Annotated in this window: 24 protein-coding genes; 7 read left to right on the plus strand and 17 right to left on the minus strand. The window is 58.3% G+C overall.

Annotated features, from left to right (window positions below):
- Positions 1–32: 32 nt before the first annotated feature.
- The 4 genes from DKK66_RS05690 to DKK66_RS05705 all read right to left on the minus strand — a co-directional run bounded on the left by DKK66_RS05690 (position 33) and on the right by DKK66_RS05705 (position 3,675).
- Complete coding sequence (locus DKK66_RS05690) at positions 33–284, minus strand: YfhL family 4Fe-4S dicluster ferredoxin (RefSeq protein ID WP_045846381.1); 252 nt, start codon at positions 282–284, stop codon at positions 33–35.
- 99 nt (positions 285–383) lie between these two features.
- Positions 384–944 carry a 16S rRNA (guanine(966)-N(2))-methyltransferase RsmD gene (rsmD, locus tag DKK66_RS05695; protein WP_045846380.1) on the minus strand — a complete coding sequence of 187 codons (561 nt, stop codon included), beginning with the start codon at positions 942–944 and terminating at the stop codon, positions 384–386.
- A gap of 78 nt (positions 945–1,022) precedes the next feature.
- On the minus strand, positions 1,023–2,327 hold the full coding sequence (locus DKK66_RS05700) for a pitrilysin family protein (RefSeq protein WP_242673572.1): 1,305 nt from the start codon (positions 2,325–2,327) through the stop codon (positions 1,023–1,025).
- Complete coding sequence (locus DKK66_RS05705; protein WP_242673573.1) at positions 2,317–3,675, minus strand: pitrilysin family protein; 1,359 nt, start codon at positions 3,673–3,675, stop codon at positions 2,317–2,319. The genes DKK66_RS05700 and DKK66_RS05705 overlap by 11 nt, the downstream gene beginning before the upstream one ends.
- 76 nt (positions 3,676–3,751) lie before the next feature.
- Here DKK66_RS05705 and ftsY point away from each other — a divergent pair, with 76 nt between their 5' ends.
- From ftsY to rpoH, 4 genes are all read left to right on the plus strand, one after another.
- Positions 3,752–4,876: a signal recognition particle-docking protein FtsY gene (gene ftsY / locus DKK66_RS05710; protein WP_131356161.1), complete on the plus strand. Its 1,125-nt coding sequence runs from the start codon at positions 3,752–3,754 to the stop codon at positions 4,874–4,876.
- 74 nt (positions 4,877–4,950) lie between these two features.
- A complete protein-coding gene (gene ftsE / locus DKK66_RS05715; protein WP_045846377.1) occupies positions 4,951–5,604 on the plus strand; it encodes a cell division ATP-binding protein FtsE in 654 nt (217 codons plus the stop codon).
- On the plus strand, positions 5,601–6,509 hold the full coding sequence (gene ftsX / locus DKK66_RS05720; RefSeq protein WP_045846376.1) for a permease-like cell division protein FtsX: 909 nt from the start codon (positions 5,601–5,603) through the stop codon (positions 6,507–6,509). The genes ftsE and ftsX overlap by 4 nt, the downstream gene beginning before the upstream one ends.
- Before the next feature lie 192 nt (positions 6,510–6,701).
- A complete protein-coding gene (rpoH, locus tag DKK66_RS05725; protein WP_045846375.1) occupies positions 6,702–7,565 on the plus strand; it encodes an RNA polymerase sigma factor RpoH in 864 nt (287 codons plus the stop codon).
- Between the two features lie 120 nt (positions 7,566–7,685).
- On the opposite strand, the gene DKK66_RS05730 is transcribed toward rpoH, so the two are convergent.
- The 4 genes from DKK66_RS05730 to DKK66_RS20580 all read right to left on the minus strand — a co-directional run bounded on the left by DKK66_RS05730 (position 7,686) and on the right by DKK66_RS20580 (position 12,327).
- Positions 7,686–9,473 carry a PglL family O-oligosaccharyltransferase gene (locus DKK66_RS05730; RefSeq protein ID WP_131356163.1) on the minus strand — a complete coding sequence of 596 codons (1,788 nt, stop codon included), beginning with the start codon at positions 9,471–9,473 and terminating at the stop codon, positions 7,686–7,688.
- Positions 9,474–9,566: 93 nt separating this feature from the next.
- A complete protein-coding gene (locus DKK66_RS05735; protein ID WP_165494109.1) occupies positions 9,567–11,393 on the minus strand; it encodes a PglL family O-oligosaccharyltransferase in 1,827 nt (608 codons plus the stop codon).
- 55 nt (positions 11,394–11,448) lie between these two features.
- Positions 11,449–11,877 carry a pilin gene (locus tag DKK66_RS05740; RefSeq protein ID WP_131356169.1) on the minus strand — a complete coding sequence of 143 codons (429 nt, stop codon included), beginning with the start codon at positions 11,875–11,877 and terminating at the stop codon, positions 11,449–11,451.
- A 21-nt stretch (positions 11,878–11,898) separates the two neighbouring features.
- On the minus strand, positions 11,899–12,327 hold the full coding sequence (locus DKK66_RS20580; protein ID WP_131356172.1) for a pilin: 429 nt from the start codon (positions 12,325–12,327) through the stop codon (positions 11,899–11,901).
- A 188-nt stretch (positions 12,328–12,515) separates the two neighbouring features.
- On the opposite strand from DKK66_RS20580, the gene DKK66_RS05750 reads away from it, so the two are divergent.
- From DKK66_RS05750 to proB, 3 genes are all read left to right on the plus strand, one after another.
- Positions 12,516–13,865 carry an adenosylmethionine--8-amino-7-oxononanoate transaminase gene (locus DKK66_RS05750; RefSeq protein WP_131356175.1) on the plus strand — a complete coding sequence of 450 codons (1,350 nt, stop codon included), beginning with the start codon at positions 12,516–12,518 and terminating at the stop codon, positions 13,863–13,865.
- Positions 13,866–13,994: 129 nt separating this feature from the next.
- A complete protein-coding gene (locus DKK66_RS05755; RefSeq protein ID WP_131356177.1) occupies positions 13,995–15,533 on the plus strand; it encodes a hypothetical protein in 1,539 nt (512 codons plus the stop codon).
- Between the two features lie 71 nt (positions 15,534–15,604).
- Complete coding sequence (gene proB, locus DKK66_RS05760; protein WP_045846370.1) at positions 15,605–16,723, plus strand: glutamate 5-kinase; 1,119 nt, start codon at positions 15,605–15,607, stop codon at positions 16,721–16,723.
- A gap of 70 nt (positions 16,724–16,793) precedes the next feature.
- Here the strand turns inward: proB and DKK66_RS05765 are convergent, their stop codons facing one another.
- The 9 genes from DKK66_RS05765 to amgK form a co-directional block, all read right to left on the minus strand.
- A complete protein-coding gene (locus DKK66_RS05765; RefSeq protein ID WP_131356180.1) occupies positions 16,794–17,585 on the minus strand; it encodes a hypothetical protein in 792 nt (263 codons plus the stop codon).
- Positions 17,586–17,674: 89 nt separating this feature from the next.
- The gene (locus tag DKK66_RS05770; protein WP_131356183.1) at positions 17,675–18,109 is read right to left on the minus strand and encodes a hypothetical protein; all 435 of its coding nucleotides are present in this window, start codon (positions 18,107–18,109) and stop codon (positions 17,675–17,677) included.
- A gap of 68 nt (positions 18,110–18,177) precedes the next feature.
- Positions 18,178–18,894, minus strand: coding sequence for a glutamine amidotransferase (locus DKK66_RS05775; protein WP_131356186.1), 717 nt, complete (start codon positions 18,892–18,894; stop codon positions 18,178–18,180).
- Between the two features lie 4 nt (positions 18,895–18,898).
- Complete coding sequence (ruvB, locus tag DKK66_RS05780; protein ID WP_045846367.1) at positions 18,899–19,933, minus strand: Holliday junction branch migration DNA helicase RuvB; 1,035 nt, start codon at positions 19,931–19,933, stop codon at positions 18,899–18,901.
- A 66-nt stretch (positions 19,934–19,999) separates the two neighbouring features.
- Positions 20,000–20,593, minus strand: a complete 594-nt coding sequence (ruvA, locus tag DKK66_RS05785; RefSeq protein ID WP_045846366.1) for a Holliday junction branch migration protein RuvA — start codon at positions 20,591–20,593, stop codon at positions 20,000–20,002.
- 29 nt (positions 20,594–20,622) lie between these two features.
- Positions 20,623–21,570, minus strand: a complete 948-nt coding sequence (locus tag DKK66_RS05790; protein WP_131356190.1) for a prenyltransferase — start codon at positions 21,568–21,570, stop codon at positions 20,623–20,625.
- A 60-nt stretch (positions 21,571–21,630) separates the two neighbouring features.
- Complete coding sequence (gene ruvC, locus DKK66_RS05795; RefSeq protein ID WP_045846364.1) at positions 21,631–22,161, minus strand: crossover junction endodeoxyribonuclease RuvC; 531 nt, start codon at positions 22,159–22,161, stop codon at positions 21,631–21,633.
- Positions 22,158–22,856: an N-acetylmuramate alpha-1-phosphate uridylyltransferase MurU gene (gene murU / locus DKK66_RS05800; protein ID WP_131356193.1), complete on the minus strand. Its 699-nt coding sequence runs from the start codon at positions 22,854–22,856 to the stop codon at positions 22,158–22,160. The genes ruvC and murU overlap by 4 nt, the downstream gene beginning before the upstream one ends.
- Before the next feature lie 10 nt (positions 22,857–22,866).
- Complete coding sequence (amgK, locus tag DKK66_RS05805; protein WP_062788340.1) at positions 22,867–23,898, minus strand: N-acetylmuramate/N-acetylglucosamine kinase AmgK; 1,032 nt, start codon at positions 23,896–23,898, stop codon at positions 22,867–22,869.
- Between the last annotated feature and the right edge of the window lie 67 nt (positions 23,899–23,965).

The following is a 23,965-nucleotide window of genomic DNA, read 5'->3' on the forward strand; positions in this document are numbered from 1 at the left end:
CTCTGCTTTTTGCATCAAGCACTTAGCCTTGATCAGGCCTTGCCGGAAATCTGCAGATATTTTGCGTGCAGCTCTTCCTGGGTTTCCGGATGCGCCGGATCCAGCGGGATGCAATCCACCGGACAGACTTGCTGGCACTGCGGTTCGTCGTAATGACCAACACACTGGGTGCACAGGTTGGGGTCGATCTGATAGATCTCTTCGCCTTGCGAAATGGCGTTGTTCGGGCATTCCGGTTCACAGACGTCGCAGTTGATGCATTCGTCGGTAATCATGAGAGACATAGTAATTTCCTCAAGTATTCACAGTATTGATTCTGTCATCCACCTGCCGCAGTCGCAAGTTCGCCCCGTTATATCTTTATGCGGCGACCTGCAGGTGCATTACAGCGATTCTTCTTCCAGCGGCCTTGCCAGTGCGTAATGCACGGATGCCGCCTTGTCCTGCTTGATGACTTCCCAGCCGCTGAGGGCTTCAGGCCAATGCCTAGCCTCGAAATACACCACACCGTCTTCTGCCAGCAGCGCTGCTGTCAAAGGCAGCACCTGCTGCAATAGTGTCGAGTCGTATGGCGGATCCAGGAAGATGACATCGAATTTTTCACGACAGCCTTGCACATAGTGCATTGCATCCATGGCAACTACATCTATATGCGTTGCGGCGAGCAGCTGACGATTCGCCTTGAGCGACTCGACCACCTTGCGCGACTTCTCCACCATGACCACGCGAGCTGCCTCGCGCGATGCGGCTTCGAACCCCAGTGCCCCGCTACCGGCAAACAGGTCGAGGCAGCGTTTGCCATAGAGTTCCTGACCCAACCAGTTGAATACGGTTTCCCTGACGCGGTCCGGTGTGGGCCGCAAGCCCTCGGCATCCGGGAAAGGTAACAAGCGGCGGCGGTACTGCCCACCGATGATACGGACTTTGTTTCGCTGCTGATTCATGATGCATGGGCTGAAAACACAAGGGCGAGAGTTTACTCTTTTCCCGCCTGGCATGCTGCATCGCAAGCAGTTTGACGCTCAAGGTGTAGCGCCTGCCGTCACAATCTGCATTTGCTGCGGGTCAATCCGGCGTTGCCAGGCATCACGAATCTGCGCAATGCTCACCTGGGCTACGGCGCGCGGGTAATCTTCCAGATAGCTCAATGGCAAGTGGTACTGACCGATAACAGCGAGATAGGGCAGCAATTTGCTGTTGCTGTCATAGCGCAATGGAAAGCCGCCAATGATATTGGCCTTGGCCTGGTTCAACTCTGTTTCTGTCGGTCCTTCCTTTATAAAGCGTCCCAGTACCTCACGTGTTGTCTGCAGCGCCAGTCCGGCCTCTGCATTGCGGGTGGCCAGTGAAATGACAAATGGCCCTGCTTGTTGCAATGGTGTGAAGTGGCTGCGCACACCGTAGGTCAAACCGCGCCGCACACGCAGCTCCTGCATCAGGCGGGAGTCAAAGCCACCACCACCCAGAATGTAATTTCCCAGCAGCAATGGGTAGTAGTCCGGATCGTCACGCCTGAGTACCGGCATGCCCAGTGCAATATGGGCCTGGCTGCCTGGTCGTGTCAGGTGAACCCGGGCAACAGGCTGCGGTGTTGCTTGTGCAATATCCGGCAAAGGCTGCGTGCTTTGCGGCAAGTTACGCAGCATGGTATTGACTAGTAATTCAGCATCCTGACGTTTTATGTCTCCGACAATGGATACCACGGCCCCTGCTGCGCGGTAATGTTGTTGCCAGAACTGCAGCAGATCTTCGCGCTGGATGGCTTGCAGGCTGTTGACCGTGATGTATGCGGGCCTGGCGTAGGGGTGATCACCATACATGCGTTGTTGCAAGGTGATGTCTGCGCTTGCCCCGGCATCTTCCTGCCTTTGCAGCAGGCTTTCTATGGCGCGTTGCCGTTCGCGATTCAACACGGCCACGGCAAATGTCGGCTGGGTAAGCAGCTGGGTGGCCAGTCCGGTGACGCGCTCTTGCAGATCAGGACGACTCAGGCTGCGCATGCGCAGGCCGGCGGTTTCCAGTTCGGCAAAGCCGTTCAGCTGTGCAGCACTGTTGGCCAGCTGTTGCTGGATGGCATCTTCATCCAGCCGGGTGGTACCACTATCCAGCAGGCCTGCCACCATGGCTGCCAGCCCTTCTTTACCTGGCGGGTCGCGCCGGCTACCTGCGTCAAAGTCAACCCGCACATCCAGTATCGGGTTGTCATGTGCTTCTACCAGCAAAACGCGGGCGCCTTGCTGTGTAATCCACGACTGAATCTCGACTGCACTTGCCAGCGAGCTGCACAGGGCCATCACGGCAGCCAGGGTCATTGTTTTAACGGACAAGTCCATCTCCCTTCAATTGACCGGCCATTGTATTTACACCGCCTTTGCCCAGCAGGGTGACAACAGTAAGCTGGCCATCCTGCAAGGAAGCTGCTGCCTGGCGTACTTGTTCCGCAGTCACCTGCTGCATTTGCTGCCGGATACGGTCGGCATCACGCCAGGAAAAGCCGACAGACTCAAGCGTACCTAAGCGCATGGCCTGGGCAAACAGTGAATCACGCTGGTAAATCTCATCCGCATCCAGCCGGAGCCGGGCACGTGCCAGTTCTTGCTCACTGACACCACGCTCGACAATGTCCCGCAACTGCTGACGGATGGCAGCTTCCAGTTCTGCCGGCTGCCTGCCACGTGCTTGTGTGGCGGTAATGACAAACAAGGCCTCACCCCGGCCCAGCATGCTGTAATCGGCAGCTGCCGCATGTGCCAGCGCCTTTCCCCTTTCCATCTGACTAGGCAGCCGTGCAGCGGCATCTCCCGACAACACGGCCTCCAACAGGGCGTAGGCATATGCCTGACCATCCGCCCCGGGCCTGAGCCCAGGCACATGCCAGGCCATGCTCAGATAATTGAACTGTGACGGCGCATTCAGCTCCACCCGCTTGATGCCTTGCTGCAAGGGTTCGCGCTGCGGATTACGCACCGGCAATGCTTTGGCCGGAAGACCGGCAAAGTAATGCCTGACCTGCTCAAATACACGAGGCGGATCGACATCACCGACAATCACCAGGGTGACATTGTTTGGCACATACCACTGGCGATACCACTGGCGCAGGTCATCCGCTCTGGCATGCACCAGATCATCCATCCAGCCAATCACCGGGTAACGAACAGGATTTGCCACAAAGGCATTGGCATACAGCGCTTCTTGCAACAGGCCGACGGGCTGGTCGTCAGTGCGCAGGCGACGTTCTTCCTTGACGACTTCCAGTTCACGCCGGAAAGCTGCTTCATCTATCTGCAGATTGGCCATGCGGTCGGCTTCAAGCTCCAGTAGCAAGGGCAGCTTGTCGGCAGACAGCTGGGCGAAGTACACCGTGTAATCGCGACTGGTGAAAGCATTCTCCTTGCCACCGGCCTGGGCAATCCGTCTGGAGTATTCGCCATCCGCAACGCTGGCCGTACCCTTGAACATCATGTGCTCCAGCAAATGTGACAGGCCGGTATGCCCATTGACCTCATCCACGCTCCCCACCCGGTACCACAACTGGGAAACCACCACGGGTGATCTTGCATCGCGTACCACCACCACCTTCATGCCGTTGGGCAGTATTGTCTCTTGCGGCGCCGCCATCACCACGCCTGCCAATAGCAGGAGCATGCCCAGGATCAGCCCTGATTTTGCTTTCATCACCATCGTTTCTGCCCAGTTGCTCATTTAAGGATACAATTTAGCCATTTATCGCTTCCCCAGACTACACAGACGCATGTTTAGTTTCTTCAAGAAAAAGCCAAAGCCGGTTGAAACCCCGGTTATCGAACCGCAAACCGAGCCGACCCAGAGCACGGCTGTCGAATCGCCTGTTGCCGTACCGGAAAACAATCCAGCTCCTGTCGTGCAGGCTGAAGCCGTTGCACCGGTTGTCGCCAGCACGGTGACTGCAGCGGAAATCCCGACAACAGAAAGCGCCGCACCCGCCAAAAAACTCAGCTGGACCGAGCGCCTGAAGGCCGGCCTTTCCAAAACCCGCGACAAGCTGGGCAAATCCTTGGCCGGCTTGTTTGGTGGCGGCAAGATTGATGAGGATCTGTACGAGGAGCTGGAAACCGTCCTCTTGACCGCCGACATGGGCATGGATGCCACCTTGCATCTATTAAAGGATGTGCGCGAGCGCGTCAGCCTGAAAGGTCTGAAAGACGGCAGCGAACTGAAAGGCGCCTTGAAGGATTCGCTGAACGAGCTGATTCACCCGCTGGAGAAGCCGCTGGATGTCAACGGCAAGAAGCCGTTTGTCATCATGATGGCCGGGGTGAATGGTGCTGGTAAAACCACTTCCATTGGCAAACTGGCCAAGTACTACCAGCAGCAAGGCAAGAGCGTGCTGCTGGCAGCCGGCGATACCTTCCGCGCGGCTGCGCGCGAGCAGCTGATGGCCTGGGGCGAACGCAACAACGTCACCGTGATTGCCCAGCAAGGCGGTGATGCCGCCGCTGTTTGTTATGACGCCATCCAGGCCGCCACGGCGCGTGGCATTGATATCGTACTGGCAGATACCGCTGGCCGCTTGCCCACCCAGTTGCACCTGATGGAAGAAATCAAGAAGGTGAAGCGCGTCATCCAGAAGGCCCTGCCGGATGCCCCGCATGAGGTGATTCTGGTGCTGGACGCCAATATCGGCCAGAACGCCATCAGCCAGGTCAAGGTATTCGATGACGCGCTGGGCCTCACCGGCCTGATTCTGACCAAGCTGGATGGCACCGCCAAAGGTGGCGTGATTGCCGCCATTGCCAAGCAGCGCCCCATTCCGCTACGGTTTGTCGGCGTGGGTGAAAGCATTGACGATTTGCGGCCGTTCAACAGCAAGGACTATGTCGACGCCTTGTTCGACTAAGTCAGCAACACAATCTTTGAGCACCGGCAGGCCACTGCCGGTGATGTCTTTCCGGATCAAGGGGAATCCAGCGCATGATTCAGTTCGACCAGGTCACCAAGCGTTATCCCGGTGGCAACGAGGCCCTGAAGAACCTTTCCTTTACCATCGATACCGGTGAAATGGTGTTTCTGGCCGGGCATTCCGGTGCAGGCAAATCCACCTTGCTCAAACTGGTGGCCGGGATAGAACGCGCCACCAGCGGCAGCGTGATTGTCAGCGGGCAAAACCTGTCCAAGCTGCGTAACAGCCAGATTCCTTATGTCCGGCAGCATATCGGCATGGTGTTTCAGGACCACAAGCTGCTGTTTGACCGCTCGGTATTCGACAATGTGATGTTGCCGCTGGACATCATCGGCTTTGATCGCCGCGATGCCGCGCGCCGCGTACGTGCCGCACTGGACAAGGTAGGCTTGCTGTCAAAAGAGAAAACCATGCCCATCCGCCTGTCCGGTGGTGAACAGCAACGTCTGTGCATTGCCCGTGCCGTAGTACACCGCCCCAGCCTGCTGCTAGCCGATGAGCCATCGGCCAACCTGGACCGTGCCTATGCACTGGACATCATGGAATTGTTCAAATCCTTCCATCAGGTAGGTGTCAGCGTGGTGATTTCCGCACATGATGAAACACTGATGGAAGACTATGGTCGCCGTATCATCCGGTTGAAAGAAGGGCAGTTCGCCGCATGAAACATTATCTGTATCTGAACTGGCAAAGTGCACGGCAGGCTTTGGGCAAGATTGTCCGTCAGCCATTTGGCAGCCTGCTTACCCTGCTGATGTTGTCGATTGCGCTGGCCCTGCCGCTATCGCTATACCTGAGTGTGAGCAGCATCCAGGAATGGGCCGGCCGACTGACCGCCACGCCGCAGATCACCCTGTTCATGGAGCAGTCTGCCGAAGAAGCCGACCTGGCTGCTGTCTCCAGCACCCTGACCAAGCACCCGCGCATCCAGAGTTTCCAGTTCATTGGCAAGAAACAGGCGCTCTCTGACCTGGAAAAGCGCAATGGACTGGCTGGCTTAAGCGAAGGACTGACTGACAATCCGCTGCCGGACGCCTTTGTGGTTACCCCTAAGACGCTGGAACCGCACGAACTGGAAATGCTGCAAAAAGAGCTGTCCGGCCTGCCCATGGTGGAGACCGCCCAGTTTGATGCCCGCTGGGCCAAACGCCTGTACGGCATGGTGGAAATGGGCAAGCAACTGACCTGGTTTCTGGGTGCTGCGCTAGGCATCGCACTGGTGCTGGTCACCTACAATGCGGTGCGGATGCAGATTCTGGCACGGCGTGACGAAATTGAAGTGGCCAAGCTGATTGGTGCACCGGACAGCTTCATCCGCCGCCCCTTCATGTATCACGCCATGTGGCAGGGCTTGCTGGCCGGACTGGCTGCCTGGGGGCTGACTAGCTGGCTGGTGGTGACGGCCAACCCGGCCATTCACGAGTTTGCCCAGCTTTATAACGAAGCCGTCTCGCTGCGGGGCCTGACGCCGGTGGAGCTGGCCGTGGTACTGGCTGTTTCTGCCGTGCTGGCCATGCTGGGTGCCCGCCTGGCGTCCGACCATCACCTGCGCCAGATACAACCTCGTTAACAATCCTCCCCTTCCCGCCTCGGCCGGTTTTCACTTAAGGTGACAACTGGCCGTCCCTGATGAATACCCGCTAGCGACTTGAAAAAAGCTATCGGCATCATAGAAAAATTCATTGACGGTGGAACCTTTGCTTGCTAGCACTCTCTATATGCGAGTGCTAAGATAGCACTACCCAAGGAGGTAGTTACACTGATGACCACAACATTTGCCTTGCCCGTTCCGTCGTCCAGCGGCAGCCTGGAGCAATACATCCAGGCGGTGAACAGTGTTCCCATGCTGACCCCCGAACAGGAAACAGAACTGGCCACCCGCTTCCAGGAAGAAAACGACCTGGATGCCGCTCGCCAGATGGTTCTGTCGCACCTGCGTGTCGTCGTATCCATTTCCCGTGGTTATGCCGGTTACGGCCTGCCACAAGCCGACCTGATCCAGGAAGGCAATATCGGCCTGATGAAAGCGGTAAAGCGCTTCGAGCCCGGTCGCGGTGTTCGCCTGTTTTCCTTTGCCGTGCACTGGATCAAGGCAGAAATCCACGAATTCATCCTGCGTAACTGGCGTCTGGTGCGCATTGCCACCACCAAGCCGCAACGCAAGCTGTTCTTCAACCTGCGCAGCATGAAAAGCAGCTTTTCTGCCCTGAGTGAGCAGGAAGCGCAGCAGATTGCCGAAGACCTTGGCGTGAAGCCGGAAGAAGTACGTGAAATGGAAACCCGCATGAGCGGGCAGGATATCGCGCTGATGGCCGATGATGGTGACGATGAGTCTTACGCACCTATCGACTGGCTGGCAGATGCCCACCATGAACCGACACGCGCACTGGAACGCAAGGCTTTCGATCACCTGCAGACCGAAGGCATCGAATATGCGCTGTCCACCCTGGATGCCCGTAGCCGCCGCATTGTGGAAGCCCGCTGGCTGGCAGACGATGGCGGTTCCACCTTGCACGAACTGGCTGCCGAGTTTGGTGTTTCGGCGGAACGCATTCGCCAGATCGAAGCCAAGGCGCTGGGGAAAATGAAGGCTGCACTGAGTGAAGGTGTGGTGATCGACGACTAAGCCGTCACCCGTAATAACAAAAAGCCCGCGCCAAACGACGCGGGCTTTTTCATTTTCTTCACGGCTTTACCACCTGAGAGATATAACCGCCACCTTACGGATGGCGGTTTGCCGCAACACTCACTCCCCTTCCCCACCCCGGTACTTGGCAGGCAGCTTGTCAAAGACAGCTTGCGCCTCTACACGCAGCCCCTGCCACTCGGGTACATCCTCGTCAATCTCGTCGAGATAATCCTTGGCATAGGTCGGGAAGGATGCCAGTGCCGTAGCCACGGTTTTGCGCGCCTCATCCTGCTTACCCGCCAGCGCCAGCATCTGCGCCTTCTTCATCATCACATCCGGATAGGGGCGGAAAGCAGTCAAACGTTCTTCCCACTGCAATTTCTGCGTCAGGTTGCTGCGATCCGCAGTCAGATAATCATCCAGCGTGCTAAGGGCGTGATAGGCAAACAGCGGATGCTCATCCATGATCTGCGCCAGGCGCTGCTGGCGCTTGGCATCGCGTGCCGGGTTATCCGTCTGGGTATACAAGCCCACCAGCTCGTTGTAAGTGGACCAGGTGACAATCGACAAATAGCCCACATACACCATACCCAACAACCAGGCTGCCCGCACCAGCAAGCCTGCACGCGCAGTCCGTGCCGGTGCCATCGAAGCAAACACCACCAGCATGGCGAGGAAATACAGATACCACAGCGGGTATTCCAGCATGCTGTGAATCAGCGTCACCGCCATGCAACCCAGCGCCAGCATGCCTTCAGCTTCGGCACGCTCGCTGAAGAATGGCCATACCACCCAGGCAAAGCCGACTACCACGGCCAGGGTGATGGGCAGGCCCATTTCCGCCAGCAATTGCAAAATGAGGTTATGGCAATTGGTGAACAGGCCGCTATTGAAGCCGGCACTGGCAAACTGCGGCAGCGGCTGCAAACGTACGCTTTCCGCTGCATATTGCGACCAACCCACCCCCCACAACGGGTGGGTTTTGAAGGTCATCCAGGCCTTGGTCATTTCGGCAATACGGCGCGAACCCATGTCATCCCCATTAGCCGCCAGCCGCTCCACGCCGGAGGCATTGGTCACATTGGCATGGGTGAACAGCGAAATCAGGTGATTGACCAAAGGCAAAGCAAACTGCGCGGCGAAGATCACCACACAGCCCAGCAACATGGCCCACATCAGGCGGCGCGACTCCTGGCTACGCATGCGCCAGTGCCATACAAAGCCAAGCATGGTCAGTGCCAGCAGATACAACAGCGTGGTACGCGATGCAGCATAAGCCAGCATCAGGCCGAACCAGACCACCAGCAAGGCCAGCCAGCCGCGCGCCATGCGGTCCACCGCAAACAGGTATACCCCGCTCACCACCGACCACATCAGATAATGCGCGTACTGATTACGTTGACCGATATGCCCAAAGATATTGGTAGTGGGGTGCGCACTGTCATAAAACAGGCCCAGCGTGTGGGCAAGGCCGGTCAGCTGTGCGAGGCCTATCAGCGACTGCACCAAACCACCCACAATCACTGCCCGCGCCAGCCAGATGGCAAAGTCACGCGGCCCGAATGTCTGCTGCAGGCTGTAGGACAGCCCCGCCAGCAAGGCCACCACCAGCCAGGCCAGTGCGGTGGCATAGGTCATGCCGGGAAACAGGGCCTGCACCAGCTGCGGCTGCACACCCCACAGCAGTGCGAGCAACAAACACCACCAGCTGGCGCGTGGTACACGTTCAAACAAAGTTGCCGACGGTAGCAGGAATACGGCGGAAGCCAGCATCAACCACACCACATTCATCTCACCAAACCATTGCGGCAGCGGGACAAAATGAATGCGGGATGCAAAGGGCAGGATGGCAATCAGGCAAAACGCCAGCAAAGCCATGCGGCGGGAGAGCGTCGGAAAGGACATGATGAAATAGGGGAGCTGAAAGCAAAACAAGGAGGATACCGCATGTCTGACAGGAAGACACCGCCAGCCTGGGCCGACGGTGCCTGTGGACGATCAGAACAGCGCTTTGCGGGTGACAGGGGCGGCGACGGTCATGACCGCAGCAGTTCTTCCTTCCGGAGTTTGCACACCATGCTGTACGTAGGCCTTTGCCGCAATATCTGCAATCTTTCTCAGATTGTTCAGATCGGATTCTTTCATCATGGACAGCCGGTAACTGAAATTGGGTGAGAAGTCAGGATAATTGGCAATTGCCAGCTTGAGTGCATGCTCCGCTTTGTCAGCCTGATGATCCAGCCCATACAACATGGAAAGTCGCAGCAAGACTTCAGGATAAGGGCGAAACTGCGCCAAGCGATCAAAGTGCTGCAGCTTCAGCTTGAGATCTGCCTTGGAGGCAACCAGATAGTTGACCAGGACAAAATCCGCATCCGTAGCCCACAGCGGATCTTTTTCCATTTCAAACAGACTTTGCAGGCGTTGCGAATTTTCCTGTGCATTACCGGCCGGCATGTTGTATATCACCAGTGTCCGGAAATTGACCGCCCCATTCACCACATACCCGATGGCCAAGACACAAGCCACCAGTCCTGTAACTCTCAGGATGGAGGAGCGCACGGGCACATTGACACGCTCCAGCGGGGCCAACAGCAAGACAATGGCAAACATGGCAAGGAAGGGCAGATACCACAGCGGGTATTCGAACATGCTGTGGGTCATGGCAACCAAACCAATGCATAACAGCAACATGTTTTCGGCAGTTTGCTGCCCGCCACGCACATAGGACAACAGGCAAAGCAACGTGGGGATGAAAATGATCAATACACCAAGCAATCCCGTTTCGGCCAGCAACTGAAAAAACAGGTTATGGCAATGGATGAATAACCAGCTTTCTGGCGACTTGGGAAAACCACCAGTCAATTCAAGCTCTGCAGAATAAGCAGCGAACCGTCCCCAGCCAACACCTGTCCACGGATGCTGGATAAAAATCTCGATGGCCTTGGTCCATTCAATCCAGCGGCGGATACCAAAACCGGCAGCAAAGAAGCGTTCCGTGCCGCTGACGCTGTGCGTGGTGAGTCCAACCAAGGACAGCAGTCCGGCAATCTGCTTGCTGGCCAGTTGCAGAAAAATCATCATTATCACTGCAATTAACGCCGCTTTCGCCATCCTTACCGCCATGCCATTCTGACGGCGCACAAGCCAGAACACAGAGAGCGCTCCCAGAACAAAAGCATAGGCCCACACCAGCCGCGCACCAGAACAAGCTGACAGCCAAGCCATAAAGAGCACTGACAGCACAAAAAATGGCATGCGCAGTTTGCCCGCTGCATGCAGATAACTGGCAGAGACAATCCCCCAGCACAGGAACTGGGCATACTGGTTGCGCTGGCCAATATTTCCCATGATGTTTGAATCTGCGGCGTTTGGGTCATACACCACAAAACCTTGCAACAAAGGAGCAAGGCTAAATAACTGCGCCATTCCCAACGCAACCTGAAACAGGGCAAAAACCAGAATCAATGACGCAAGAATTCGAATGAAACGCTCTCGGTCCAAAGACTGCGCATGCCCGGAAAACAACACGGACCAAACCGACAGGAACAGGATAAAGACGATGCTGGCAATCGCACTATCCAGATGTCGTGAAGACAGCAAAAGATAAACAGCAAACGCCCAGATTGGCAGACAGAACCAGCTGATCGACAGATTCGTCTTACCACATGCGGGCAATATCAGTGGCAAGGAGCAAGCCAGCAGGGCGAGTGCGGCGGTATCCGACACCCAGTCGGTCAGCGGAGCAACACGGAACCAGCTCAGGAAGGGCAGCGTTACCGCCAGTGCAAGCAAGACCGCCAGGCAGTCATTCTTTTTGATCATGACAAAAAAAGGTGCTCTTTGCAGAGCACCTTCCTGTTTAACCTGCACTAAACAATTAGCGGCAGTTGGACGGCAGCCAGTTGCTCGGAACACCATTGGTAGCAGGAGCAGCACATTTCCAGGTCACCGCACCGGAACCGGCAGTCGGGGTCAGCTGCAACTGATTAGTAGTCGCATCCACAACCGGCTTGTAAGTGATGGTGATCACACCACTGGTACTCAGCTGTACATCAGACACCGAAGTACCGGAAATGGTGGTTGCCAGACCTGCGGAAGCATTGTTGTCCGGGAATGCATTGTTGGATGCGTAGTATTCGGAAACTGAAGTCTTGGCAGCGGAAGCCAGCGACAGACCTTCCGTCACACGTGCACGCTTGGTGTAATCCTGATAGGCCGGGATGGCGATGGCGGCGAGAATACCGATAATGGCCACCACGATCATCAGTTCGATCAGGGTAAAACCTTGCTGGATCTTGCTGTTCATGTTCATTCCTTTGCTTGATGGTTAACGACAACTGGAAGGTAAATACTGGGTTGATGACGTATTCGACTGGCACGACCAAGTGATGGATCCACTCGAAATGACAGGCGTCAACGTTACCGTAAGCCCACTTAACACTGTACTTGCATTAAAACTGACAACAATCTGGCTTACCGAAGAAGCTGACACGATATTGATGCTGTCGATGTACTTCGTGGCAAAAGCCGTTGCCGAGGCAATCCCTGCTGAAGCGTTACTGCCAGGCCAACTGTTATTCGTGGTGTAGCTATCCCACATCGCAGACTTGATTGCATCGGCGGAGGTCAGACCCTCGGAAATCTTGGCCCTGATGGTGTAGTTCTGATACGCCGGTATCGCAATCGCAGCCAGAATGCCGATGATGGCTACCACAATCATCAGTTCAATCAAGGTAAAACCGTTATTGCGTCGCATGCCCCTCTCCGTGGTATGCACGGGCTACATAATGCAGAAAGCGTGCCAGGTGGCTGCACACTGTGTTTTCAGGGAGGTACGCCATCACTCACCCTGCATAGTCTGTCAGCATGTGACGTTTTTTGTCAGTTCCGGCTGCCGGGACTGGCTGTGTTAGCATCCTGCCATTCCCGCATACAGGAGCCCTCATGAGCAACCAGGACTGGCTGAACCGCAGCCGCGACAGCGTCTGGCACCCTTGCACCCAGATGAAACGCCACGAAACCCTGCCCATCATCCCCATCGCCAAAGCCGAAGGGGTATGGCTGGAGGATTTCGACGGCAATCGTTACCTGGATGCCGTGAGTTCCTGGTGGGTGAACCTGTTCGGTCATGGCCATCCGCGTATCAAGCAGGCCATCAGGCAGCAACTGGATGAGGTGGAACATGTGATCCTGGCCGGTTTCACCCACAGGCCGGTGATCGAACTGTCCGAGCGCCTGTCGGCGCTGACCGGGCTTGGCCATGTGTTCTATGCCTCGGATGGTGCCAGCGCCACCGAAATTGCCCTGAAGATGAGCTTTCATTACTGGAAGAACATCGGCCAGCCGGAGAAGTGCCGTTTCATCAGCCTGGATAACAGCTACCACGGTGAAACCGCCGGTGCGCTGGCCGTCACCGATGTTCCACTGTTCTCCGCCACCTATGCGCCGCTGCTCAAGCCTGGCGTGCGGGTGCCATCGCCGGATGCAAGACTGGCACGACAAGGGCAGAGCGCTGAAGATGTCGCGATGACGGCGATTCGCTCGCTGGAAAATGTGCTGACAAAGAAGGCTGGCGAAATGGCGGCCATCATTGTGGAACCGCTGGTACAGGGTGCGGCCGGCATGGCCATGTACCACCCGGTCTACCTGACAGAACTGCGCCGCCTGTGCGATCAGTACCAGGTACACCTGATTGCCGATGAAATTGCCGTTGGCTTTGGCCGCACCGGCACGCTGTTTGCCTGCGAGCAGGCCGGTATCAAACCGGACTTTCTCTGCCTGTCCAAAGGCATTACCGGTGGCTTCCTGCCCCTGTCCTGTGTACTGAGCACCGACACCATCTATCAGGCGTTTTATCACGATGATGTCACCCGCGGCTTTTTGCACTCCCACAGCTACACCGGCAATGCCCTGGCTTGCAGCGCCGCCCTGGCGGTGCTGGACATTTTTGCCGACGAAGACATCATTGCGCGCAACCGCGAACTGGCCGCCACCTTTACCGACATTCTGGCACCGCTGGCTGAACGGGCGGATGTGCGTCACTTCCGCCATACCGGCATGATCTGGGCGTTTGATGTAGAAAGCCCGCGCGCCGACTTTGCACAAGCATTTTTCTCAGCCATGCTGAAACTGGGCTGTCTGGTCAGACCGATCGGCAAGACGGTGTACTTCATGCCGCCTTATGTCATGCAGCCCGCGGAAATGATGCAGCTGTTCCAGGCCACCAGCACCGTACTGGATGCCCTGCATCAAGAAAACACGATTTTGACCGGGCCGGTCACCGCGTTGCCGTGAGGATTACCTTGCCTAGGCGGGCTTGATTCAAATAGCATGAGCGATACAAGGAATGGCAGATCAACCATCCATATGGTTTGTCATTCCGCCAGAACTCATTCCCTTACCCGCCTAGCCACAGGATGCACGATGCAGCTTGCCTTGCCCGCTCTGGATATGGACCCGAGATTGGTAGACACCAACCCTGACAGCGTTGCCAGCTGGGTAGAACGCTTGCCCTACACCGACCTGCATGAATGCGGCCGCCAGATGCTGGATGCCTTGCGCAATCTCAGCCGTACCCCGATGGAAGTGGCCAACCGCCACAAGCTGCTGCTGCAATACCTGAAAGGGCTGGACCGCTACTACCCGGCGCTGGAAAGTGAAATCATCCAGACCGATCTGACCTCGGCACCGCGCACCCGCCAGCTGGCCATGCTGGGTGCAGCCCTGTTCGAAGCCATTTTCATTGCCTTCAAACGCACGCTGAGCGAGCGGCTGGCCAAACGTGGCCTGCTGGAACGCGAGCAACAACGCATCGAACTGCTGTTGTACACCATGATGTCGGCACGCCAGTTGCTGAGCATCTGCTGCCAGAGCTACAGCCCGCCACCGGCACACTTCTGGTACGACTGCCACCAGCTGTTCAGCTTTGCCCTGGCGCGTGGCTGGCAGGACAAGCATCTGGAAAACGACGATTCACCAGCCACCATTTACCGCCAGATCCTGCTGTTGGGGCTGACCTCCACCAACCGGCTGTCCATGCCGGAATTACTGGTGGCCAAGCAGTTGATCATGGATCTGGCCCATCAAACCGGTCTGGTTCCGGTTGAGGCAATCCAGGGCCAGGCCCATGGCTATCTGGTGGATGCCAGCCGTGACGAACCGCCGCGCTTTCTGCGTATCCAGGCGGAAACCCTGGAAGCGGGATGTTATCTGCTGGACCTGGTACCGGCCATTACCGTGCTGAATCACAGCATCGAGCAATTGACCAAGGTACAGAACACCAGCAGCAACCCCAGCCAGACTTACGATGAGCTGCACCTGCTGCAATCGCTGGCTGCCGAATGGCAGCAACCGCGCCGCCGCCGACACCAGCGCCTGCCGATCCAGGAAGTAATCGAACTGATTTCCACCGTGCCGGCCATCTGGTATCGCAGCAACGGCATGAGCTGGGTGCAGGCCGGCAACGAAGAAGCCGCACCGCCCCCCACCACCCGCGCACCGCCGCCGCCCAGCCTGTTTGTGGTGGTGAACCAGAGTGCCACCGGCTTTCTGCTGCGCGGCCAGCCACGCGGCCAGACCCTGCGCGCTGGCGAAGCTGTGTTGCTGACTCATCCGGGCAAACCTGACAGCGCCCAGTTGTGCATGGTGTGCTGGGTATCCTTGCTGCCGGATGGGGTAGATGTGGAATGCGGGGTGGAAATCATCGCGGCCAAACCCGAAGCCGTCATGGTGATTCCCACCATTACCCATCCCAGCGACACCCCGCAATTTGCCCTGCGCCTCCCGGCCATTGCCAGCCTGCGCCGTCCGGCCCTGCTGTTGATGCAAGGCCGCCCGTTCAGCCGGCTGCGCGAATTCCGCCTGTGGGATGACAAGGGTGACATGCTGGTACGCTCCTCCAGGCTGGACAAGCAATCCCCCCATTTCCAGCTGATGGAATTTCGCGATAGCGACCACTTCTGAGCCACGCCCAGGCTGTCCGGTTTGCGGTAAACTCTTCAGCTTCTTCATTTATTGCAGCAGAAGGGTTTTGTATGCGCTCGGTGATTCATGCCGCCAACCGGATTGTGGTCAAGGTAGGTTCCAGCCTGGTCACCAATGATGGCAAGGGACTGGACCTGGCGGCGCTGGCGCGCTGGGCCGCTGAAATTGCCGAACTGAAACGCCGTGGCAAACAGGTGGTGCTGGTTTCCAGCGGGGCCATTGCCGAAGGCTGTCAGCGCCTGGGCTGGTCGGTACGCCCCAAGGGGGTTCACGAACTGCAGGCCGCTGCAGCCGTGGGCCAGATGGGTCTGTGTCAGGCCTATGAAACTGCGTTCCGCTCTTTCGGCCTGAAAACCGCCCAAATCCTGCTGACCCACGAAGACCTGGCCGACCGCACCCGTTACCTGAATGCGCGCACCACACTCACCACCCTGCTCAATCTTAATGTCGTCCCCATCATCAATGAGAATGACACGGTGGTCACCGACGAAATCCGTTTTGGCGACAACGACACGCTGGGTGCATTGGTCACCAACCTGATTGAAGCCGATGCGCTGATCATCCTGACCGACCAGCAAGGCCTGTACACTGCCGACCCGCGCAAGCATCCGGATGCGGTATTCGTGCACGAAGCGCAGGCAGGTGATGCTGCGCTGGAAGACATGGCCGGTGGTGCAGGCTCCAGCATTGGTACCGGCGGCATGATTACCAAGATCCTCGCCGCCAAGCGTTCGGCCCGCAGTGGTGCCGACACGGTGATTGCCTGTGGTCGCGAACATGATGTGCTGTCCCGCCTGGCCGATGGCGAAGGCATTGGCACCCAGCTGCTGGCACCGACCAACCGCATGGCAGCACGCAAGCAATGGCTGGCTGACCACCTGAAGCTGACCGGTCGGATCGTGCTGGACAATGGTGCGGCACTGGCAGTACGCGAACGTGGTACCAGCCTGCTGCCGGTTGGGGTTACCGCCATCGAAGGCGACTTCCTGCGCGGTGAAGCGGTGGCCTGCGTGGACCCGCAAGGGCTGGAAGTAGCACGCGGCCTGGTGAACTACAGCTCGGACGAAGCCCGGCTGATCATGAAGAAAACCACGCGCGAGATTGAAGCCACACTGGGCTATATGGTGGAGCCGGAACTGATTCACCGCGACAATATGGTCACCCTGTAAATCCTGGCTTCAGGGTAGTGACAGGCACAAAAAAGGCGGCGCAAGCCGCCTTTTTTGTGGCACAAGGGCTTCAGAAGGAATACGCCACACTCACACCCACTTCCTTGGTGGTGTTTTGTGGTTCCATCCCGGAAACAATGAAATTGCCACATACGGTAGTGGCCGTATCACTGTCCTTGATGCTCCAGTAACGGTAAAACGGTGTGATGCTCAGTGCGGTTCCGCCTGCAAGCTTGCGGTCGAAAGCCAGGTTGGCTTCATAGCCATAGCCATTCTTCTGGCTGTTGTGCAAGTCGCCACAAGAACTGCTGATTTCACTTAAACGTGATACCTGGGTACCCGCCAGCATGTATTTGTAGGTCAGACGCGGGGCAATCATCCAGTCGGCATTCAGGCTGTTGCGGGTACTCATCCCCAGCAGCAAATAGCTGTACATGGAATTGCGTCCGTAGCCGCCACTGCCGGCCTGATCCAGGTGGTCATCCAGACGGCGATAACCCAGACCGATTTCCGGCGTCAGCGTGGTAGCGCTCAATTCAAATGCATGCTGGTAAACCAGGCTGAAGTCATAGCTCTTGCGGCGCAAATCGCTGAACTGGCCGGAAGCACTCGAGTAGTCGGAACTACCCCACGCATAGCGACCGCGCAGTACAAAGGCATCCCTGTCGTTGATATCTTCGCGCAAGGTCATGTTCAAGCCGAACATGTTTGCCTTTTCTGTCATGAAGCTCGCGCCGGCCACAGTCTCGTGGTAGGTCTCGTGATAGCCTTCAATACCGAGTTGTGCTGCAGGCATGGGATTGGCGGCATACAAGCTGGCCGAACAGGTTGCCAGCGCCAGAAAGAGTGCTGTTTTTTTCATCGGGGACTTTCGTTAACATTTTTTCACACTATGCGATTGTCCTGAATAGCCATGCCAATGTCAAAAAACAGCACCTGCAACATGCAGTATCACTCCTGTCCGGACGCATCCACGTTTTTGCCAGTCTCCAGCTCGCGAGCGCGGCACAATTCCAGCGCACGGGCAATCACATAAGCCATCATCAGGCAGATGAAGAACAGGAACATTACCAGCGCCATCGAGCGCAGGGTTTCGGTCAGCGCGTTCCACAATTCCAGCACCCAGCGCGCACCGGTCAGTTCCAGCTGGGTACTGCCCTTGCCGGCAGTAGGCGGCAGATACTGCTCCAGATTCCAGGGGCGGACGCCGCCGGAGATCCCTGCCACCACGATGGCAAAGCTGATGTAGTAGCGCCAGGCATCGGCCAGGTCCTGTCCCAGAGTACGGCGCAGGATCTTGACGATGGCGGGGTCAAAAAAACGCACTACTGCCAGCGAAGTAGCCAGGGCAACCACGACAATGGCAGCAAACAGTGCATAAAACATGATGTTTCCTTTCTGGAAAACCAAATCAGGTTCAGATAACAGATCAATTCATGTACAGCGCGCCACGCTCAGACCGATGGCTGTTGCAGCAGGCGGGCAAACCGCTGCAACACAGCCGCAGCCTGTGGCGTGGGGCACAACCGTGTCCGCAACGCTTCTGGTGCCAGACCTGCCGCTTGCAGCGTGGGTGCCAGATGCGCCAGATAAGCGTCCATGGCGGCAAGATCGAACTCGGGATGAAATTGTACGCCCCAGGCCGAACCCAGGCGGAATGCATGATTGGGTTCGAATGCGTTGGCTGCCAGCCGTACCGCCCCCGGAGGCAAGGCACTGACGGACTGCCAGTGAATGACCGCCGCCGGAAAGCTGGCGGGCATGCCGGCAAACAGCGGGTCTTCTGCTGCCGCAGGTAACAGGTCGACCTCAACTACCCCTGCCTCCGGCCCCTTGGGGTGGTAGCCCACGCTGCCGCCCAGGGCATCGGCCAGCAACTGGTGGCCATAACAGATACCCAATACCGGAAGCGCACGCGCCACCGCCTGACGCAGCCACTGTGCGGTGGACACGCTCCAGTCCTCGCGATCGCTCACCATGGCCGGGGATCCGGTAATCACCGCCGCGGCGCAGTCCTCCACTGCGGGGAGGGTTTCGCCACGCTGCACGTCCACCACGCGCCACTCACCGGGAGCAGCTTGCAATTCGCGGGCAATCCAGTGTTCAAAATCACCCAGTTTTTCGGCCAGCGCCGGGTAGGTACGCCCGGTCTTGATGATGATTTTCTGCATGGGACTAGTCTTTCAGCGGCAGGCCAAAATGGGTGTACGCCAAAGCCGTGGCCATGCGGCCGCGCGGGGTACGTTGCAAATAGCCTTGCTGGATCAGGAAGGGTTCGATCACGTCTTCAATGGTGTCGGTGGATTCACCAATGGCCGCACCGACATTGTCCAGCCCCACCGGGCCGCCACCGAATTTCTCCAGAATGGCAGCCAGCAGCTTGCGGTCCATCACATCCAGACCGGCCGGGTCGACATCCAGCATGGCCAATGCAGCATCGGCCACCTGGGCCGTGACAACGCCATCGGATTTCACTTCGGCATAGTCACGTACCCGACGCAGCAGGCGGTTGGCAATGCGCGGTGTGCCGCGCGAGCGGCGTGCCACCTCGAAAGCGCCGTCTTCGCCCAGTGTGACATTCAGCAGCCCGGCAGAACGGCTGACAATCCGTGTCAGTTCTTCCGGAGTATAAAACTCCAGCCGCGCCACAATGCCAAAGCGGTCCCGCAGCGGGTTGGTCAGCATGCCGGCACGGGTGGTGGCCCCCACCAGGGTGAAGGGCGGCAGGTCCAGCTTGACCGAGCGTGCGGCCGGGCCTTCGCCAATCATGATGTCGATCTGGTAATCCTCCAGCGCCGGGTAGAGGATTTCCTCGACAACCGGGCTCAAGCGGTGGATTTCGTCGATGAACAGCACATCGTGCGGCTCCAGATTGGTCAGCAGGGCGGCCAGGTCGCCTGCACGTTCCAGCACCGGGCCGGAGGTCTGGCGCAGGTTCACGCCCATCTCGCGCGCCACAATGTGCGCCAGCGTGGTCTTGCCCAGGCCGGGCGGGCCAAACAGCAGCACGTGGTCCAGCGCTTCGCCACGGCGCTTGGCGGCCTCGATGAAGATTTCCAGCTGCTCGCGTGCCTTCTTCTGGCCCACATATTCATCCAGCTGCTTGGGGCGCAGCGCGCGCTCCAGTGCTTCTTCCTGCGAGGACAGGCTTTGCTGGGTAACGATGCGTCGCTCGGGTGCGCCGCCAATCAGCTTGTCGGTTTCGATCATGGGTACTGCCGTGGTGGCTGGATTTTGAATCCGTCCATCTTACCACCTGCCCCAACAGGCCGCAGGCTAGCCCTTCATCAAATTCTTCAAAGCGAGGCGCACACCGTCGCTGACAGTCACGTCGGCAGGCAGGCCCTTGGTAGCGGCGGCAGCTTCCTTCTCGTTGTAACCCAGTGCCAGCAGGGCATTGACGATATCGCTCTTTTCGTCCGGCGTGGCGGCAAAGGGCAGGCCGCCGGGTACGGCCAGATTACTACCGGTAGCCAGCTTGCCACGCAGCTCCAGCACCAGCCGTTCAGCGGTTTTCTTGCCGATGCCGGGAACAGAAGACAGGCGCTTGATATCCTCACTGGCAATGGCCACCGCCAGTTCATCCGCCGTCATGCCGGACAGGATGGCCAGCGCAATCTTGGCACCGATGCCACTGACCTTGATCAATTGGCGGAAGGTCTCCCGTTCTTCCTTGCTGGCAAAACCGAACAGCAGGTGGGCATCCTCCCGCACCACCAGATGGGTGAACAACGTGGCCTTCTGGCCCAGGGCCGGGAGCTGGTAAAACGTTGTCATCGGCACATCCACTTCGTAACCGACGCCATTGACGTCCACCACCACCTGCGGTGGCAGCTTTTCGATAAGAGTGCCGCTGAGGCGTCCGATCATGACAAAAATACTCCAGTGAAATTGATTGCTCAGGCCAGCAGCAAGGCCACGGCCAACAACAGTGGATACAGATTGGCCGCCATGATGGTGGCGATGATGGCCGGGCGCAAGTGTGACGGTTCGCCCGCATGCTGCCATAACTGCACGCTGGCAAAGCCGGACAGCGGCAAGGTCAGCAAACCCAGCGCGGTAAACAGCGGCAGACGCTGCTGCCACAGCAGCATGGCCAGCAGGCCATAGGCCAGCACGACAAGCAGGGCGTAGACCATGCGGGCCTGCGCCAGTGGCAAGCGCACCACCCAGTGCCATTTGCCGGCCTGCCGGTCGGCGTCGCGATCGGGAAACTGATTGATATACAACAGCAGGCTGGTGAGGAGGGCATAAGGCAAGCTGGCCCATAGCAAGGTGCTCTGCCAGCCCCCCGTCAGCAATACCGCCATGCCCTGTGGCAACAACAGAAAGCAGGCTGCCACACTGGGCTCTCCCAGACCGCGGCTGTTCAGCTGCAAGGGCGGTGCTGAATACGCCCAGCCCAGCAGCACGCCAGCCACACCAATCAGCAAGAGCGGCAGGCCACGCAAGCTGACCAGATACAGCCCACCGACAATGACGAGAGCAAACAGCCCATAGGCGAGGCTGCGCATCTGTGTTGCGCTGAGCACACCGTTCTGGATGAAACGGCTGCCACCGGTAAACGGAAACAGCCGCGCGGTATTGGCGGCATCCGTGCCATTGTGATGGTCGGCCACATCATTGATGACATTGACCGCAGCATGGGTGAGCAAGGCCAGGATCAGGCCCAGCAGTGCCAAGGGCCAGTGCTGTTGCAATGCTGCCCAGCCGCTGGCGGCGATGCCAAGCAATGCACCGGCCAGGGTGATGGTGAGAAAGGCAGGCCGGGTGGCCAGCCACCAGCGCACCGGGTGATGCGCCAGATCAGCCGCTTGCGGTTCGATGGCAACAGGAGAAGGGGGCATGCAGTGCTCCGTCAGGACGATGACCACAGCATAGCGCAGCCACGACCAACTGTGCTTGCGCTAAACCAGACGCCCGCCACGCACTTTCAGGCCCTGCCGTGCCAGCTGGCCGATGGCACCGCCACTGAGGTTGGCATGTGCCAGCGCCACGGCCAGCGCATCCGCCGCATCGGCCTGTGGCGTGCCGGACAGATTGAGCATGCGCACCACCATGTGCTGCACCTGCTCCTTGGCCGCCTTGCCATGACCGACCACCGATTGCTTGACCTGCAAGGCGGTGTAGTCCGAGACAGCCAGATTGCGCAACACCAAGGCGGAAACACAGGCACCACGCGCCTGGCCCAGCATCAGCGTGGCCGCCGGATTGACGTTGACGAACACCTGCTCGATGGCCGCTTCGTGTGGCTGATAGGTGTCGATCACGCCGAACAGCCCGTCGATGATGACCTTGATGCGCTCGGCCAGCGGCGCACCCTGCGGAGTGCGGATGCAGCCGGAAGCCACATAATGACGCTGCTGGCCAATCAGGTCGATCACGCCGAAACCGGTAATGCGGCTACCGGGGTCCACGCCCAGAATGCGCCGACTCACGCTGTCCAGCCCGCGGCAATGGCATCAGCCTCGGCCAGCCGTTCCGGCGTGCCCACATCCAGCCACAAGCCATCCAGTCGGCTGCCACTCACCTGCCCCTGCGCCATGACAGCACGCAGCAGCGGTGCCAGCTTGGCCGGCTGGCCAGCGGGCGTATCGGCAAACAAGGCCGGATGGTAGGCGGCAATGCCGGAGAAGGTCAGCCCGTTACCCGCATCTGGCCTGGCTGCCAGCAGGCCATTAGCCAGCAGGCCGAAATCACCGGCCGGATTGTGCGGCGGATTGTCCACCAGCAGCAGGTGGGCCAGACGGGTTCTGCCATCCAGCTGTGCTGCCTGTTGTTGCAAGGCAGCGAAATCGACATTGCTCAGCACATCGCCATTCACCACCAGAAACGGTGCATCGCCCAGCAAGGGCAGCGCGGTGGCAATGCCACCTGCTGTTTCCAGCGCGGTACTCTCCGGCGAGTAGGCAATCTCCACACCAAGGCGACTACCGTCGCCCAGCACCTGTTCGATTTGCGCACCCAGCCAGGCGTGGTTGATCACCAGCTGGCGGACACCCGCGGCCGCCAGACGGCGGATATGCCACTCGATCAGCGGCCTGCCACCAGCCGGCAGCAAGGGTTTGGGCGTGTGGTCGGTCAGCGGGCGCATGCGCTCGCCACGACCGGCCGCCAGAATCATCGCTTTCATGCCCACGCCATCAGCCCTTGACGCTCAGTACCGGGTAGGCCGATTGCAGCTCGGCATCGGTCTCGTCCTTGCCCACCAGTTGCAGCAGCAACTGATACAGCGGAGCCAGTTCCTGATAGCGGCGGGTGGTGCGTTTGAGGTATTTGATGAAGCGCGGAATCTCGCTACGGTACTTTTCCTTGCCGTCACGGTGGTAAAGTCTTGCAAAGATTCCGGCCACTTTCAGGTGGCGCTGCACGCCCATCCATTCGAAATCACGGTAGAAATCATCCACGCTTTCCGGCACCGGCAAGCCAAGGGCCCGGGCTTTTTCCCAGTAGCGGATGGCGATATCCAGCACGAAATCCTCTTCCCACTCGATGAAGGCATCGCGCAGCAAGGACACCAGATCGTAGCTGATCGGGCCGTACACCGCGTCCTGGAAATCCAGCACGCCGGGGTGGCCGGAGGTCAGCATCAGGTTGCGGACAATGAAGTCGCGATGCACGAAAACCTTGTTTTGCGGCAGGATGGCCGCCAGCAGTTTTTCACAGCCGGCATCCCATAACTGGCGCTGCGCGAAGTTGAGCGGCTTGCCCAGTTCCTTGGCGCAATACCATTCCGGAAACAGGCTGAGTTCCCGGCGCAGCAAGGCTTCGTCGTACTCTGGCAACACATCGGGACGGCTGGCTTGCTGCAGGGCCAGCAGGGTATCCACCGCCTCCAGCAGCAGATGACGATGCACCAGCGGACGTGTGTCATGTTCCAGAGCCGCCAGCAGGGTGATCTTGCCCAGATCCTCCAGCAACATGAAGCCTTGCTCGCGGTCACGGGCGATGATTTGCGGGACATTCACCACCGAAAAAATCTCACGAACCTTCACGTAAGGATCGGTGTCCATTTTCTCTGGCGGCGCATCCATGACGATGCGCGAAGTGCCATCCGGGAAGTGGGCACGGAAGTAGCGACGGAAGTCGGCGTCGGCCGCGGCAAACTCCACCATGATGTCGGTTTGCGGATACAGGCTGTCAAGCCAGCTCTTGAGTTGTTCCAAACGTTGCATGTCGGTTCGTCACGATGCTGATAGAATCTGCTGATTTTAACCTGCTCACCTGTCCACACGATATGGC

The sequence above is a fragment of the Aquitalea sp. USM4 genome, from assembly GCF_004328945.1.
GTDB classification, from domain to species: Bacteria; Pseudomonadota; Gammaproteobacteria; order Burkholderiales; family Chromobacteriaceae; genus Aquitalea; species Aquitalea pelogenes.

Excerpts from the sequence above, each read along its gene's own strand:
- DKK66_RS05705 (WP_242673573.1), bottom strand. The coding sequence starts at position 3,675 with ATGAAAGCAAAATCAGGGCTGATCCTGGGCATGCTCCTGCTATTGGCA.
- DKK66_RS05790 (WP_131356190.1), bottom strand. The coding sequence starts at position 21,570 with ATGCCCCCTTCTCCTGTTGCCATCGAACCGCAAGCGGCTGATCTGGCG.
- DKK66_RS05740 (WP_131356169.1), bottom strand. The coding sequence starts at position 11,877 with ATGAACAGCAAGATCCAGCAAGGTTTTACCCTGATCGAACTGATGATC.
- DKK66_RS05755 (WP_131356177.1), top strand. The coding sequence starts at position 13,995 with ATGCAGCTTGCCTTGCCCGCTCTGGATATGGACCCGAGATTGGTAGAC.
- ftsX (WP_045846376.1), top strand. The coding sequence starts at position 5,601 with ATGAAACATTATCTGTATCTGAACTGGCAAAGTGCACGGCAGGCTTTG.
- DKK66_RS05765 (WP_131356180.1), bottom strand. The coding sequence starts at position 17,585 with ATGAAAAAAACAGCACTCTTTCTGGCGCTGGCAACCTGTTCGGCCAGC.
- ruvB (WP_045846367.1), bottom strand. The coding sequence starts at position 19,933 with ATGATCGAAACCGACAAGCTGATTGGCGGCGCACCCGAGCGACGCATC.
- ftsE (WP_045846377.1), top strand. The coding sequence starts at position 4,951 with ATGATTCAGTTCGACCAGGTCACCAAGCGTTATCCCGGTGGCAACGAG.
- DKK66_RS05690 (WP_045846381.1), bottom strand. The coding sequence starts at position 284 with ATGTCTCTCATGATTACCGACGAATGCATCAACTGCGACGTCTGTGAA.
- DKK66_RS20580 (WP_131356172.1), bottom strand. The coding sequence starts at position 12,327 with ATGCGACGCAATAACGGTTTTACCTTGATTGAACTGATGATTGTGGTA.
- rpoH (WP_045846375.1), top strand. The coding sequence starts at position 6,702 with ATGACCACAACATTTGCCTTGCCCGTTCCGTCGTCCAGCGGCAGCCTG.
- murU (WP_131356193.1), bottom strand. The coding sequence starts at position 22,856 with ATGAAAGCGATGATTCTGGCGGCCGGTCGTGGCGAGCGCATGCGCCCG.
- DKK66_RS05735 (WP_165494109.1), bottom strand. The coding sequence starts at position 11,393 with ATGATCAAAAAGAATGACTGCCTGGCGGTCTTGCTTGCACTGGCGGTA.
- proB (WP_045846370.1), top strand. The coding sequence starts at position 15,605 with ATGCGCTCGGTGATTCATGCCGCCAACCGGATTGTGGTCAAGGTAGGT.
- DKK66_RS05750 (WP_131356175.1), top strand. The coding sequence starts at position 12,516 with ATGAGCAACCAGGACTGGCTGAACCGCAGCCGCGACAGCGTCTGGCAC.
- DKK66_RS05770 (WP_131356183.1), bottom strand. The coding sequence starts at position 18,109 with ATGTTTTATGCACTGTTTGCTGCCATTGTCGTGGTTGCCCTGGCTACT.
- amgK (WP_062788340.1), bottom strand. The coding sequence starts at position 23,898 with ATGCAACGTTTGGAACAACTCAAGAGCTGGCTTGACAGCCTGTATCCG.
- DKK66_RS05730 (WP_131356163.1), bottom strand. The coding sequence starts at position 9,473 with ATGTCCTTTCCGACGCTCTCCCGCCGCATGGCTTTGCTGGCGTTTTGC.
- rsmD (WP_045846380.1), bottom strand. The coding sequence starts at position 944 with ATGAATCAGCAGCGAAACAAAGTCCGTATCATCGGTGGGCAGTACCGC.
- DKK66_RS05775 (WP_131356186.1), bottom strand. The coding sequence starts at position 18,894 with ATGCAGAAAATCATCATCAAGACCGGGCGTACCTACCCGGCGCTGGCC.
- ftsY (WP_131356161.1), top strand. The coding sequence starts at position 3,752 with ATGTTTAGTTTCTTCAAGAAAAAGCCAAAGCCGGTTGAAACCCCGGTT.
- ruvA (WP_045846366.1), bottom strand. The coding sequence starts at position 20,593 with ATGATCGGACGCCTCAGCGGCACTCTTATCGAAAAGCTGCCACCGCAG.